Origin of the sequence: Burkholderia sp. Bp8986, from assembly GCF_003854225.1 — a bacterium.
Classification (GTDB): Bacteria; Pseudomonadota; Gammaproteobacteria; order Burkholderiales; family Burkholderiaceae; genus Burkholderia.
Genome location: NZ_QTQM01000040.1, coordinates 1 through 14,553 on the forward strand (window position 1 = coordinate 1; position 14,553 = coordinate 14,553).

At 68.4% G+C, this 14,553-nt stretch carries 13 protein-coding genes and 1 pseudogene; 5 read left to right on the forward strand and 9 right to left on the reverse strand.

Translation table 11 applies throughout. The features are described 5' to 3' along the window. Positions 1–216: pseudogene (locus DID99_RS27925) on the forward strand (porin); the annotation flags it as partial. Positions 217–309: 93 nt separating this feature from the next. Here the strand turns inward: DID99_RS27925 and DID99_RS27930 are convergent. From DID99_RS27930 to DID99_RS27940, 3 genes are all read right to left on the reverse strand, one after another. After that, positions 310–852 (reverse strand): cysteine hydrolase family protein, encoded by a 543-nt coding sequence (locus DID99_RS27930; protein WP_124667931.1) that lies wholly within the window; start codon positions 850–852, stop codon positions 310–312. A 242-nt stretch (positions 853–1,094) separates the two neighbouring features. Beyond that, entirely contained in the window at positions 1,095–2,414 is a 1,320-nt protein-coding gene (locus DID99_RS27935) for an MFS transporter (protein ID WP_044843292.1), read from the reverse strand. Between the two features lie 43 nt (positions 2,415–2,457). Beyond that, complete coding sequence (locus DID99_RS27940; protein WP_124484607.1) at positions 2,458–3,642, reverse strand: M20 aminoacylase family protein; 1,185 nt, start codon at positions 3,640–3,642, stop codon at positions 2,458–2,460. A gap of 198 nt (positions 3,643–3,840) precedes the next feature. On the opposite strand from DID99_RS27940, the gene DID99_RS27945 reads away from it, so the two are divergent. Continuing rightward, complete coding sequence (locus DID99_RS27945; RefSeq protein WP_044843294.1) at positions 3,841–4,743, forward strand: LysR substrate-binding domain-containing protein; 903 nt, start codon at positions 3,841–3,843, stop codon at positions 4,741–4,743. Positions 4,744–4,906: 163 nt separating this feature from the next. Further along, positions 4,907–5,227, forward strand: a complete 321-nt coding sequence (locus DID99_RS27950) for a pyrimidine/purine nucleoside phosphorylase (protein WP_006478890.1) — start codon at positions 4,907–4,909, stop codon at positions 5,225–5,227. Between the two features lie 114 nt (positions 5,228–5,341). Here DID99_RS27950 and DID99_RS27955 read toward each other — a convergent pair whose 3' ends face one another. The 4 genes from DID99_RS27955 to DID99_RS27970 form a co-directional block, all read right to left on the reverse strand. Continuing rightward, on the reverse strand, positions 5,342–5,674 hold the full coding sequence (locus DID99_RS27955) for a hypothetical protein (RefSeq protein ID WP_185733828.1): 333 nt from the start codon (positions 5,672–5,674) through the stop codon (positions 5,342–5,344). A gap of 491 nt (positions 5,675–6,165) precedes the next feature. Further along, on the reverse strand, positions 6,166–7,953 hold the full coding sequence (locus DID99_RS27960) for a chloride channel protein (protein WP_124667933.1): 1,788 nt from the start codon (positions 7,951–7,953) through the stop codon (positions 6,166–6,168). 30 nt (positions 7,954–7,983) lie between these two features. Further along, positions 7,984–8,397, reverse strand: coding sequence for a MarR family winged helix-turn-helix transcriptional regulator (locus DID99_RS27965; protein WP_124484609.1), 414 nt, complete (start codon positions 8,395–8,397; stop codon positions 7,984–7,986). A 116-nt stretch (positions 8,398–8,513) separates the two neighbouring features. Beyond that, a complete protein-coding gene (locus DID99_RS27970; protein ID WP_124522093.1) occupies positions 8,514–9,689 on the reverse strand; it encodes an HPP family protein in 1,176 nt (391 codons plus the stop codon). 366 nt (positions 9,690–10,055) lie between these two features. Between DID99_RS27970 and DID99_RS27975 the strand changes: the two genes are divergently transcribed. Next, a complete protein-coding gene (locus DID99_RS27975) occupies positions 10,056–11,024 on the forward strand; it encodes a LysR family transcriptional regulator (protein ID WP_124667934.1) in 969 nt (322 codons plus the stop codon). 33 nt (positions 11,025–11,057) lie between these two features. On the opposite strand, the gene DID99_RS27980 is transcribed toward DID99_RS27975, so the two are convergent. Beyond that, positions 11,058–12,443: an MFS transporter gene (locus tag DID99_RS27980; RefSeq protein WP_124667935.1), complete on the reverse strand. Its 1,386-nt coding sequence runs from the start codon at positions 12,441–12,443 to the stop codon at positions 11,058–11,060. A gap of 74 nt (positions 12,444–12,517) precedes the next feature. Next, entirely contained in the window at positions 12,518–13,456 is a 939-nt protein-coding gene (locus DID99_RS27985) for a 2-hydroxyacid dehydrogenase (protein WP_124667936.1), read from the reverse strand. A 113-nt stretch (positions 13,457–13,569) separates the two neighbouring features. Between DID99_RS27985 and DID99_RS27990 the strand changes: the two genes are divergently transcribed. Then, positions 13,570–14,481, forward strand: coding sequence for a LysR substrate-binding domain-containing protein (locus DID99_RS27990; RefSeq protein WP_124484614.1), 912 nt, complete (start codon positions 13,570–13,572; stop codon positions 14,479–14,481). Positions 14,482–14,553: the final 72 nt, after the last annotated feature.

Here is a 14,553-nt window from a genome sequence, read left to right on the forward strand (position 1 = left end):
CACGATCCGTCGGGCCACGCGATCATGTACGTGCTCGGCACGACGTACAACCTGTCGAAGCGCACGTTCCTGTACGGCACCGTCGCGTACGTGCGCAACGGCGGGAATTCGAACTTCTCGCTGCTCGCGTCGCCGCGCGACGCGACGTCGGGCACGAGTCCGATGACGGGTGAGTCGCAGACGGGCGCGTATGTGGGGATGATGCATACGTTCTGAGCGGGGCGTCGCGCACGCAAGGCACGGGTGAGGGTGGCCCGTGCCTTGTTGCGTTTACGGGGCCGGCGTGCGGCGTGCCGTACGCGTTGCCGGTCAGAACCCGCACGCCTCGGTCGTCGTCAACGTCGCGAACGGCCCGCCGAGCGTCGCATTGTGATGCGCGACGATCCGCTCGGCCGGCAACGCGGGCGTATCCATGCAGGTATGCGCATCGGCGACGAGCACGGCGCGAAAGCCGAGATCGGCGGCCGCGCGGCACGCCGTGTCGATGCAGTACTGCGTCTTCATCCCCGCAATCACGATCTCGCCGATCCCGGCCGCGTGCAGCCATTCGGCGAGCCGTGTGCCCGCGAAACAACTCGGCCGGGTCTTGTCGAACACGATGTCGCGTGCCGTATCGATCGCGAGCGCCGGCAGCAATGCGGCGAGCGGCGCATCGGGCGCGATCGGCGAACCCGCCGGGCCGGTGTGGCGTACGGCGAACACGGGCGTGCCGGCTTCATGTGCGCGGCGAATCAGCCGGTTGACGTTGGCCAGCACGCGTTCGCCGTCATGCGGACGATCGGGGCCATGGAACAACCCGACTTGCATGTCGACGACGAGCAGCGCACGTTTCGGGGATGGGGCTTCGGACATCGCGTTTCTCCTGAAAGGCCGGTGCGGACGGAGAAACGACGAGACCCCGTCCGGAACCGGCGGGGCCTGTGGGAATCGGTGAAGGGCGCTACGACCTTGCGCGCACTCGCCGCACGGGCCCGCCGAAGGCGGTCGTGCGCGTAGTCGTCGAAAGGGTGAGCGTGGCGTCGTGCATGGAGCGATCATGCACGATGCGCGTTCGCTGCGTCAATGACGTGTCGCACGCCCCGCGCCGCCACCGCTCAATCGAGCGCCTTCCCGGCCTTCTCGTCCATGCAGCGAATCGCGAGCAGCGTGAGCACGCCGCAGCCGATCGCATACCACGCGGGCGCATTCGGATTGCCGGTCGCCGCGATCAGCCACGTGACGAAGAACTGCGCGAAGCCGCCGAAGATCGCGACGCCCACGCTGTACACGAGCGCGCCGCCGGTCGCCCGCACCGCCCGCGGGAACAGCTCGCCGAGCATCGCACCCGTCGCGCCGATGTTGATCGCGTGCACGATCGACAGCGCGGCGATGATCGACAGCAGCGACGCGGCGCCCGGCCAGCGGTTCAGCGCGATGAACGCGGGATAGATCGCGGCCATCAGCACGATGCGCGTCCACCAGACGATCCGGTTGCGGCCGAACACGTCGGACAGGTGCCCGCCGATCGGCGTCACGAGCATCAGGATCGCGCCGGCGACGCAGCCGGCCGTCATCGACAGCCAGGTCGGCAGATGCAGCACCTGCACGCCGTAGATCGCCATGTAGAACACGATGATGTAGTGGATCGACGTGCCGCCGATCGTCACGCCGAGACCGGCGAACACGGCCTTGCCGTGATGGCGCAGCACGTCGGCGAGCGGCAGCGACGCGACCGGTTCGTCGTGCGCGGCGGCCGGCGTGGCGGCCGGCACTTCCTCGACGGTGCGGCGCAGCCAGTAGCCGAGCGGCACGAACAGCGTGCCGATGATGAACGGCACACGCCAGCCCCAGCTCTCGAGCTGCGCGGCGTTGAGCGTCGACGTCAGCGCGACGCCGGTGAGCGCCCCGGCGAGCGCCGCGAGCCCCTGGCTCGAGAACTGGAACGACGCGTAGAAGCCGCGGCGATGCTGCGGCGCCTGTTCGAGCAGCAGCGTCGTCGACGCGCCGACTTCGCCACCCGATGCAAACCCTTGCAACAGGCGCGCAAGCACGAGCAGCAGCGGCGCGGCGAGGCCGATCTGCGCGAAGGTCGGCGCGATCGCGATCGTCGCGGTGCCGAGCGCCATCAGCAACAGCGTCAGGATCATCGCCTTCTTGCGGCCGGCGCGGTCGGCATACATGCCGATCACGAGGCCGCCGAGCGGGCGTGTGACGAAGCCGACGCCGAAGCTCGCGACCGCGAGCATCAATTGCCCGAACGACGAGTGCACCGGGAAGAACAGCTTGCCGATCAGGATCGCGAAAAAGCTGTAGACCGTGAAGTCGTAGAACTCGAGCGCGTTGCCGACCGCGGCGGCCGCGATCAGGCGGCGTTTCTTCGCGGCGGCGCGGGCATCGGCCGGCGAGCCGGCGAACGGAAGGGCGGACGTTTCCATGAGGTTCCCCTGCTAAGGCGCGGAACTGCGTGATGAAGGGCCGTCAGGCCGCGAGCCAGGCTTCGGCGACGCGGACCCAGTAACTCGCGCCGATCGCGAGGATGTCGTCGTTGAAGTCGTAGCCGGGGTTGTGCACCATGCAGCCGCCCTTGCTGCCGATGCCGTTGCCGATGAACGCATAGCAGCCGGGGCGTGCTTCGAGCATGTAGGCGAAGTCCTCGCTGCCCATCAGCGGCGCGGCCTCGGTTTCGACGCGATCGGCGCCGAGCATCTGGCGGGCGATGTCGGCCGCGAATGCGGTCGGTTCGGGATGGTTCACGAGGACCGGATAGCCGTAGTCGTAGTCGACTTCCGCCGTGATGCCGAAGCTTTCCGCCTGGCCCTTCGCGAGCGCCTCGATCCGGCGTGCGAGCAGCGCGCGCACGTCGGCGTCCAGCGCGCGCACCGACAGCTTCATCACGACGGTTTCCGGAATGATGTTGAAAGTCTCGCCGGCCTGCACGCTGCCGACGGTGATCACGGCCGCATGCTGCGCATCGACCTCGCGTGCGACGATCGTCTGCAGCGCGACCATGATGCTGCCCGCGGCCGACATCGGGTCGCGCGCGAAGTGCGGCATCGCGCCGTGTCCGCCGACGCCGCGCAGCGTGATCGTCACGCGGTCGGCCGACGCCATCGCGGCACCGGCGCGGAACGCCATGTCGCCGGCGGCGCGGCCCGGCATGTTGTGGATCGCGAAGATCGCGTCGCACGGGAAGCGCTCGAAGAGGCCGTCGTCCATCATCGATTTCGCGCCGCCGAAGTTTTCCTCGGCCGGCTGGAAGATCAGGTTCAGCGTGCCGGAGAACTGGCGCGTGGCGGCGAGGTGGCGCGCCGCGCACAGCAGCATCGCGGTGTGGCCGTCGTGACCGCATGCATGCATCTTGTTTGCGTGGCGGCTCGCGTACGGCAGGCCGGTGGCTTCGGCGAGCGGCAGCGCGTCCATGTCGGCGCGCAGGCCGACGGTGCGCGTGCCTTGTCCTTCGCGCAGCACGCCGACGACGCCCGTCTTGCCGATGCCGCGATGCACTTCATAGCCCCACCCCGTGAGCAACTCGGCGACGAGATCGCTGGTCAGCGTTTCCTCGAACGCGAGCTCCGGATGCGCGTGGATGCGGCGGCGCACGTCGATCAGGTCGGGGGCGATCGCGGCGATGCCGGGGATGACGGGGTTCACGGCTTGCAGCATGGTGTCTCCTGTGGAGCAGGTGAGGCAGGTGGGGCCGGTGGGCGTTTGACGCACATATGACGGCCAAGCATATAAATTTCTGTCGGGTACCAGAAGCTGCTAAATTGCTTTGGTGCTCACCACCGGTTGCCGCTCGGGAATACCCTGATCCGCTGCGCGTGGCTGGGCGTCGGGTTTCCACGAATCACGCATGCCGCCATGAAATACCATCAGCTGAAAGCGTTCGTCACCGTCGCGGACGAAGGGAGCATCCGCGCGGCCGCGCGGCGCCTGAACGTGTCGCCGGCGGCGCTGACGAAGGCGGTCAAGGAGCTGGAGATCGCGCTCGGCGTGTCGCTCGTCGTGCGCACCGCGCGCGGCGTGCAACTCACCGCGTTCGGCCAGCAGCTGCAGGTGCGCGCGCGGCTGATCGTCGCCGAGATGCAGCGGGCGCGCGACGATATCGAGCAGGCGCAGGGCGCGATGACGGGCTCGGTCGCGGCGGCGATCACGCCGGCCGCGGCGGTGACGATCCTGCCCGACGCGTTTCGCGCGTTCCGGCGGCGCTTTCCGGTCGCGCGCGTCAATCTGATCGAAGGGTTTCCCGGCGTCGCGCTGCCGCGGCTGCACGACGGCTCGCTCGATTTCGCGGTCGCCGTCGTCGTGCCCGAACTGCTGGCGGCCGAGTTCGACCACGCGGAACTCTATGCGAGCCGATCGCTGATCGTCGCGCGCAAAGGGCATCCGCTCGCATCGGCCACGTCGCTGGCCGATCTCGTCGAGGCCGACTGGCTGATGAATCCGTCGCCGGAAAGCTCGACCCAGGTGCTGTTCAACTCGTTCGTCGCGTACGGGCTGCCGGTGCCGCAGCGGGTCGTCGAATGCCCGAGCTTCGGGCTCGCGCACAGCCTGATGACGGGCTGCGACCTGATCGCGTCGATGCCCGAACAACTGCTGCAGGGCGAGTGGGCGCGCGACCAGCTCGCGGTGCTGCCGATCCGCGAGCGGCTGCCCGGCGTGTCCGTGCAGGTCGTCACGCGTCGCGACAGCCCGCTCACGCCGGCCGCGTCGATGCTGCTCGACTGCCTGCGCGATTCCGCGCGGCGCAAGGGGCTCCGATGAGTCGGGCAATGCATCGCGTAGTGATCCTGAACGTCTGCCGCGCACCGCGGACCATTCCCGCTCGCGGCGCGCTCGCCGCGAGCCGGTATCATAGCGGCCGGCCCGCCGTTCCGGCCGGCTTCCGACAACACGCCATCCGGCATCCAGCAATCAGAGGCATCACATGACCAGTGCAACCCAATTCGACAACGTATCGGTCGTCAAGCGCGCGAACGTCTATTTCGACGGCAAGTGCGTGTCGCATACCGTGCTCTTCCCGGACGGCACGCGCAAGACGCTCGGCGTGATCCTGCCGTGCGCGCTCAACTTCGGCACGGACGCGCCCGAATTGATGGAAGTGCAGGCCGGCAAGTGCCGCGTGAAGCTCGACGGCAGCAGCGAATGGCAAACCTACGGCGCCGGCGAGTCGTTCTCGGTGCCGGGCAAGAGCCGCTTCGACATCGAAGTGCTCGAGACGCTCGACTACGTCTGCAGCTACCTGTAAGCGCATGAGCACCGGCCGCAACCCATGCGCGCGGCCGGCGCGCTGAAAGCAGAAAGCCCCGCCGAAGCGGGGCTTTCTCGTATTCGGACGGCGCGCTGCCGTCCGGCGCGGAGCTTACAGGCAGGCGTTGATGTCGCCTGCGGCAGCGGCGTCGCCACGCATGCCGACCCACGTCTTCGCGCCCGGCTTCGACGCCGGACGAACCATCGCGGCCGCGCCGTTCGGCGGTTGCTGGCCCGGTACGTAGACATCGGTCGCGAGGCCGTTGGCGAGCACGTTCTGCGTGACCACCTGTTGCTGCGACTTGTCGGCCCAGGTCTTTGCGATGCACGCCGACACGTCCTCCGAGGACTTCTGGCTTTGCCCCACGTTCTGCATGGCAGGATCGGCTGCGTGTGCGGAAATTGCCACGGTCAATGCGATGAGCGGTAAGTATTTCACGTTCACGTTTTATCTCCCTCGAGTCGTGATTGATTGAGCGGGATGCGCAGCAGAACTTGAACTGCGTTCTTGTGAGATTGCATCGGACAAATGCGGTTCCGGCGATTCCGAAACAAGTTGTTAACACGCTTGCCAAACGACAATCCGGATGCTGTCCGTTCTGTTGCGATGCGGCATGGGTCGCGCACGGCCCGCGTGGAGGCGGGGACGCGGCGACGACGTCATGCGTCGTGAGGTCGGCTCGCTGCCCTGTGGTGTGGCGGATTGACGGCCGCGGCGTGCTGCATGTATCTGCATGTCGCGCCGCGACGCTTCTTTATTGGATGACGAAGTGGAATGGCTGAAACGGTGGCCCCGTCGCATGAGTACCATGATGACAAACTTTCGTCCGATGAATTGTCAACCAAGTTTAAACGCCGGACGCGGCGGAATGCGAACCGGCGCGCAGGGTGCGCGCCGATCCGGAACGGCGGGGACGGTGAAGCGCGCGGTAGGTATCAGCTGCCCTTGCGTGCACCGGCGTCGCGCAGGTTGACAGGCACGACCGGGCGGAAGCGTTCGCGCTTGTGTTCGTCGTCGAAGTGCTGGAGCGCGGGCTTGATGAGGTCGCTGCGCGACACGATGCCGATGATGCGCAGCGATTGCGGATCGTCGACGACCGGCAGGCGTTCGAGGCCGAGCATCGCGAGCCGCGACGCGACCACGCGGCACGTTTCGTGCGCGTGCGCGACGGCCGGCGCACGATCGATGAATGCGTTCGCGAGCGCCGCGCCGGGACCGGCTTGCGCACGCTGCGCGTCGAGCGTCGCGCGATCGACCAGACCGAGCAGGCGGCCGTTCTGCACGACGGGGTACGCACGGTGCGTCTGCTTCGCGCCGAAGTACTGCGACTCGACGGCGTCGAGCGTCGTGCCGCCGTCGATCGAGACGAGATCGTCGGCCGGCGTCATCACCTCGGCCACGTCATGGCGTTCGAGCGGATCGACGCCGTATTCCCGGTAGATGTGGTAACCGCGGCGCGCGATCTTTTCCGTCATGATCGAACGCTTCATCACGACGGTCGCGAAGCCGTGCGCGACGAGCGTCGCCGCGAGCAGCGGCAGCAGCGCGTTCGCGTCGTGCGTGAGGCCGAACGCGAACACGATCGCGGTCAGCGGCGCACCGAGCGTGGCGCCGAGCGTCGCGGCCATGCAGACGAGCGGCCACAGCGCCGGATCGCCGCCGGGCAGTACCGGCGACAGCACGGTGCCGAGGCCCGCGCCGAGCATCAGCAGCGGGGCGAGTACACCGCCGGACGTGCCGGAGCCGAGCGCGATCACCCACATCACGGCCTTCACGGTCAACAGTGCGAGTGCGATCTTCAGCGCGATGTGCTGGTGCAGCAGGTCGTCGATCACGTCGTAGCCGACGCCGAGCGCGCGCGGCTCGAGCCAGCCGCCGATGCCGATCACGATCGCGCCGAGCGCCGGCCACCACATCCAGTGCACCGGCAGCTTCGCGAAGGTGTCCTCGACGCGGTACAGCGCGGCCGACAGGCCGCACGCGAGCGCGCCCGACAGCAGGCCCGCGACGATGCACGACAGCAGCGCGACGGGCGTCGGCGGTGCCGTGGTCAGCGCAAACAGCGGGTCGACTCCGAAGAACACGGCGCGGGCGAAACCGGCGACCGCGCAGGCGAGCGCGACCGGCAGGAAACTGCGCGGACGCCATTCGAACAGCAGCAGTTCGACCGCGAGCAGCACGGCGGCGACCGGCGTGCCGAACACGGCGGTCATGCCGGCGGCCGCGCCCGCGACGAGCAGCGTCTTGCGCTCGGCGGCGGTCACGTGCACGCATTGCGCGATCAGCGAGCCGAGCGCGCCGCCCGTCATGATGATCGGGCCTTCGGCGCCGAACGGGCCGCCGCTGCCGATCACGACACCCGACGACAGCGGCTTGAGGATCGCGACCTTCGGCGACATGCGGCTCTTGCCGAACAGGATCGCCTCGATCGCTTCGGGAATGCCGTGGCCGCGGATCTTCTCCGAACCGAAGCGCGCCATCAGCCCGACGATCAGCCCGCCGATCACCGGCACGACGATCACCCATGCGCCGAGCGTGTGGTGCGCGGGCGAACGGTCGGCGAACGAAAACTGCTGGAAGAAGGACAGGTTCGTGAACAGGTGGATCAGGCTCGACAGCACGAACGCCGCCAGCGTGCCGAGCAAGCCGATCCCGGCAGCGAGCAACGCGATCCTGGGCAGGCGTTCGTTGGTCGAGAAGTCGCGCTTGTGCGGTGCGTTCATCGGCGTGAGGATAGGTCGGTAAAGCCTGGGTCAGTTATTGATCTGCGGAACCTGGAACGTGCCCTTGAGCGATTTCAGTTCCGCGCGATGCATGGCCGCGAGGTGGGCGAGCAGCGTCTCGCCGGCTTCCTCGAGGTGGACCTCGACCTGCCGGCGGTCCGCTTCGCTCGTCTTGCGCTTCACGAGCCCGAGTGCCTCGCAGCGCGTCACCAGCGCAACGACGCCGTGATGCTGCGCCTGCAGGCGTTCCGCGAGTTCGCCGATGGTGGCCCATTCGCGGTGCGGATAGCCCTTGATGTGCAGCAGCAGCAGGTACTGCAGCGGCGTCACGCCTTCGCTTTGCGCGGCGCGTTCGGAGAAGCGCTCGAATCGGCGCATCTGGTAGCGGAACTCGGACAGTTGCTGGAAATCGCTTTTGGTCAGCGCGCGTCGGGTATCGGTCATTGCGGTCGGTCGGGCAGCAGTTTCGGTAACGTGAAATATATCACAATATGATATAAATAGCTGAATTTCAGCGAAATAGATACATTACGCTGTCGTCGGCCCGTTGAGCGTCCGCGTTACGCGGCTTCGAGCATCTGCGTCTGGCGGTACAGGCCGGTGACGAGATCCGTCTGCGTGATGATGCCGACGAGCCGGCGCGATGCGTCGACGACCGGGATGTGGTGATGGCCCGAATGCGTAAACAGCGGCACCAGCGCGGTGATCGGCATGGTCTGCGGCACGGATGCGACGTCGCGGGTCATCACGGTCGCGACGCTGGGCGGCCGGCCGCCGAACGATTGCGGCAGCTGCGCGGCCAGCCGCCGCCACAGCGGGACCGGGCGGCGCAACGGGCGCGTGAGGTCGGCGCGCGTGACGATGCCGACCAGGCGATCGCTGCCGTCCACGACGGGCAGCGCCTTCACGCGATGGCGGTCGAGCAGCGTCAGCGCGGCCGTGACCGACGTCGACGGCGCGACTTCGATCGCGTTCTTCGTCATCAGGTCGGCGCACGTGAGCTGGCCGAACGTGCGCGCATAGGCCTGCATCTCGGTTTCGCGCAGCAGCATTTCGAGGTCGTCCGGGTCGACGTCGAGCCATTCGCCGCGGCGCTTCAGCACGGCGTCGAGATCGGCGCGCGTGAAGCCGCCGCGTGCCGGCGCGGCGCTGCCGCCTTGCGGTTTCGCGTCGTGGCGCACGCCGCCGTGCGGATAGCGGTGGCCCGTCAGCGCGTGGTACACGAGCGCGGCCGACAGCAGGATCGCCGATTGCAGTGCGATCGGCTCGACCACGAAGCGCAAGCCGAGCGCGTGGATCGCCGGGCCGCCGAGCACGGCCGTCAGCGCGACCGCGCCCGACGGCGGGTGCACGCAGCGCAGCGCGAACATGCCGCCGATCGCGAGTGCGACCGCGACCGCGGCGGCCGTGATCGGATCGGCGATCCACTGCGCGCAGGCGACGCCGACGGTCGCCGCCACCAGATTGCCCCCGATGATCGACCAGGGCTGCGCGAGCGGACTCGCAGGCACCGCGAACAGCAGCACGGCCGACGCGCCCATCGGCGCGACGAGCAGCGGCACGAGGCCCGGCACGCCGGGCAGCAGCCGCATCGTGACGCCGACCGTCGCGATCCCGACGAGCGCGCCCGCGCACGAGCGCATGCGCTCGCGCCAGCCGAGCGTCATCGGATGGGGAATGAAGCTGTGCAGCCATTGGCGGAAGGTGCGGCGCGACGGGGAGGGGCCTGACGACATGGACGATTGAGCGGTAAACATGACGATGCGCATGACGCAGCGCGAGGACGTCGAGAATTGTATCGCGTCGTGATATAAATTGTCGCGCTGCATCAACGCGTTGCCTGCGCGCGCCGCATCCGTCTTGCAGGAACCTTTCATCGGATGAAAGCCTGACTGCCCTGCGACCGCGCAAATTTGTCTGCAGCGGCGTACAATTCGGGCCACCGAATTCCCCGATACGCCACAACCACGCACGCGATGCCCGCTCTCCCGCCCGTTCCCCGGCATGGTGATCGCTTGCGCGTGGTTCGCGCGCACGCCCCGATTCCCGTCTGACGCGAGCGCCGCCGACGTTTCCCCACCGACACTCCCCAAGCCAATTCAATGGACATGCTCGAAAACATGCGCCTGTTCGTGCGCGTTGTCGAAGCCGGCAGTTTCACCGCGGTCGCCAAAGAAATCGATGCGACCACCGCGCAGGTGTCGCGCGCGGTGTCGAACCTCGAAGCCCACGTACAGACGCGCCTGCTGCATCGCACGACGCGCCATCTCGGCCTCACCGAAAGCGGCGAGCGCTACTTCGAGCGTGCGAAATCGATCCTCGCCGAATTCGATTACGCGAATGCCGAGGCGCGCAACGCGCTGCTGCGGCCGAGCGGCAAGATGCGGATCCATGCGATGACGGGGCTCGGGCAGAGTCATGTCGTGTCGTCGATCGTGCGCTACCAGGAAGACAACCCGGACGTGTCGGTCGAGCTGACGCTCGCGCAACGGATGCCGAATCTCGTCGAGGAGGGCTACGACGTGTCGATCGTGACCGCGTCGCAGCTGCCGGATTCCGGCTACGTCGCGCAGACCTGCGGCACCAGTTGCAGCGTGCTGGTCGCATCGCGCGAATATCTCGCGCGGCACGGCACGCCGAAGACGCCCGACGACCTGCCGAACCACGTATGCCTGCGCCTCGATACGCCGGCATCGCCGGCCAGCGAGTGGCGGCTCGAGCGCGACGACGGCGAGGAGACCGTCTACGAACTGCAGCCGGCACCGTTCCAGGTCAACGTGCCGGACGCGCTGTGCGTCGCGGTGCGGGCGGGGCGCGGCATCGCGTGCGTCGCGCTGTATACGGTGCTCGACGACCTGCGCGCGGGGCGCCTGACCCGCGTGCTGCCCGAGTATCGGTTGCAGACCGTCAGCGTGTACGCGGTCTATGCGACGCGCCGCTATCTCGATGCGAAGATCCGCACCTTCCTCGACCATCTGCGCACGACGCTCACGCCCGCGCTGGAGAACGACCTGCGCGAACTCGACCGGCTTGCGGTCGAGCCGATGCCGGGCAGCCGCCAGCGCGCCTGATGCCGCCGGTCGCACGCCCGGCGGCGCCCGGTATCACGCGTCCGGCGTGACGCGAATCCGTTCGAAGCGGCCGGCGAGCCACGCGTAGGCGGCGATGCCGAGCAGCCCGTGCGCGGCGACGAACCACAGTGCGCCCGCGAACGAGCCCGTGTGCGCGACAAAGTAGCCGATCACGAGCGGCGTGACGATCCCCGCGAGGTTGCCGAGACCGTTGAACACGCCGCCGCTCAGGCCGACCATCCCTTCGGGCGCGGTGTCGGCGAGCACGGCCCAGCCGACCGCCGCGAGCCCCTTGCCGAAGAACGCGATCGTCATCAGCGCGATCACGACGGCATTCGACGACGCGCCGTTCGCGAGCACGAGCAGCGTCGCCAGCGCCATCCCGACGACGAACGGCGTCTTGCGGGCGCGCGACGGATGCACGCCGCGCCGGATCAGCCAGTCCGACAGCACGCCGCCGAGCACGCCGCCCGTGAAGCCGCAGAGCGCCGGCAGCGCGGCCACCCAGCCGGCTTCCATGATCGTCATCCCGCGCCCCTTGATCAGGTAGATCGGGAACCACGTGATGAAGAAGTAGGTGAGCGCGGTGATGCAGTACTGGCCGATGTAGATCGCCCACAGGTTGCGGTGGCGGAACAGCTGCGACGCGTCGCGCCACGATAGGCGCGAGCACTCGCGGACGCGGTTCGCTTCGAGATCGACGAGCGCACCGTGCGCGCGCAGGTAGTCGCGCTCGGCGTTGCTCACGCGCGGATGGCCGTGCGGCTCGCGATACCACGCGAACCAGAGCGCCGACAGCGCGACACCGAGCATCCCCATCCACAGGAACACGTGTTCCCAACCGAGCGCGTGCGTGAGCCACGCCATCGCGGGCGTGAACAGCACGACGGCCATGTACTGCGCGGAGTTGAACAGTGCGGATGCGGTGCCGCGCTCCGCGGTCGGAAACCAGCACGCGACGATCCGCGAATTGGCCGGGAACGCCGGCGATTCGACCAGGCCGAGCATGAAGCGCATCGCGAACAGCGCGAGCGTCGCGGCCGCCCCCTGCACGGCGAACCAGCCGACCGTGCCCTGCAGCATCGTGAAGATCGACCACAGCAGCAGGCTCAGGCCATACACGCGGCGCGCGCCGAAACGGTCGAGCAGCCAGCCGCCCGGGATCTGGCCGAGTGCATAGGCCCACGCGAACGCGGAAAACACGATGCCGAGCTGCACGGGCGTGAGCCCGAGGGCGTGCGCGACGCCGGTACCGGCGATCGACATCGTCGCGCGGTCCGCATAGTTGACGACGGTGACGGCGAAGATCAGCGCGAGGACCGTGTAACGGACGCGGCCGATCGTGCGCGACGCCGTGGATGAGGCGGGAGAGGTGGAAGAGGCGGCGACGGCTGCGCCGCCGCTGGATCGATTGGGCATGCGAGTCTCCTGGCCTCCGGCGTACGGAGGCGTTTCATTGGATGTTGTCTTGGTCGGGGAGGGGCGTGCGGCGGTCAGCCTGTAACGCTCGTCGGCGGCCGCTGGCCCGCGAAGCACGCGGCGAGGTTGGCGAGCACGATCCGGCCCATTTGTTCGCGTGTCTCGTGCGTGGCGCTCGCGCGGTGCGGCTGCACGACGACGCGCTCGAGTTCGAGCAGCGCGGCCGGCACGCGCGGTTCGTCGGCGAACACGTCGAGCCCCGCGCCGGCGATCGTGCCGTCTGCGAGCGCGCGCACAAGCGCGGCTTCGTCGACGAGCTTGCCGCGCGCAACGTTGATCAGGAATCCTTTGCTGCCGAGCGCCGCGAGCACGTCGGCGGTCACGAGCACGTTGCCGTGATCGGCTGACGCCGCGAGCACGAGCACGTCGCTGTCGCGCGCGAGCGCGGCGAGGTCGGGCACGTAGCGATAGCCGCTGTCGCGGTGTTCGCGCGGGCCGAAATAGCTGACCGGCATCCGGAACGCCTGCGCGCGCTGCGCGATCGCACGTCCCACGCGGCCGAGGCCGACGATGCCGAGCCGCTTGCCCGTCACCTGCGTCGCGAGCGGCTGCGCCACCTTGCCCCAGCGGCCGGCGCGCACGATGCGCTCGCCGGCGCCGAGGTCGCGCAGCGTCATCAGGATCAGCCCCAGCGCCATGTCGGCGACGTCGTCGGTCAGCACGTCGGGCGTCGTCGTCACGTGAATGCCGCGTGCGCGGGCGAGCTCGAGATCGACGGCGTCGGTGCCGATGCCGTTGATCGCGATGATCTCGAGCGCGCTCAGCCGCGCCATCAACGCGGCCGGCAATCCGTTCGCGCCGCCCGTGACGACGCCGCGGATGCGCGATGCGACGCGATCGAGCAGCGCGTCGGGCTGGTCGGCCGCATACAGCCGATGCACCGCGTAGCGGGCGGACAGTTCGGCGTCGATGGTGTCGGGAAGCGGCTGGGTGAGCAGAAGGTCGATGGTCATGAGGGTCTCGGTCGGCGTGCGCGGCGCGGGCCGCGCATCAGGTGCAACCGAGTATAGGAATCGAATCGATATCGGTCTAACATCAAGACGCTATCGATTGATTCAAGATTTGAATGATTGAACTGAACCAGCTTCGCTGCTTCGTCGCCGTGGCCGAGGAACTGCATTTCGGGCGCGCGGCCAGGCGGCTCTTCATGACGCAGCCGCCGCTCAGCCGGCAGATCCAGTTGCTCGAGCACGCGCTCGGCATCGCGCTGCTCGAACGCAGCAGCCGGCAGGTCAGGCTGACCGCGGCAGGCGAGCGCTTCTTGCGCGACGCACGGCACATCCTCGAGTTTTCCGCGCGGGCCGAACAGGCCGCGCAGCGCGTCGCGCATGGCGGGGCCGGCCGCATCACGCTCGGCTTCACGGCCGTCAGCGCGTACCGGATGATTCCGGCGCTGCTCGCGCACGCGGCGCACGCGCTGCCCGACGTCGACGTCGAACTGCGTGAAATGGTGTCGACCGTGCAGATCGACGCGCTGGCGTCGCGCATGCTCGATGCGGGCTTCGTGCGCCAGCGCGCGGCGCGCCATCCGCTCGAATACCGGCTCGTGCAACGCGAGCCGATGCTCGTCGCGGTCGCGCAGGGCGCGCCGCTGGCCGCGTACGAGCGGATCGGCCCGGACCAGCTCGACCGGCAGCCGTTCATCGCGTATTCGCCGAACGAGGGCAAGTACTTCCACGACATGATCTCGGGGATGTTCGCCGGCGCCGGGCGCTTGCCGAACTACCTGCATTACGTCGGGCAGACGCATACGATCCTCGGCCTGGTGCGTGCCGGGTTGGGTGCGGCGCTGGTGCCGGCGTCGGCGCGCGAGCTGCATGTGGACGGCGTGGTGTTCCGGCCGCTCGCGGACGTCGACGTGGCGGCGGAGCTGTATCTCGCGTGGCGCGCGGACAACGACAATCCGGCGCTGCCGGTGTTCAACGCGATGGTCGAGCAGTTTCTGACGCAGGAGGCGGACGGCGGGGGCGTTGTGTAGATAAAGTCTGTTGTCTGATGATATCAGGCGCCGCGCCCGACGCGCGCCGACATCGGCCCGCAAGACCGGCAC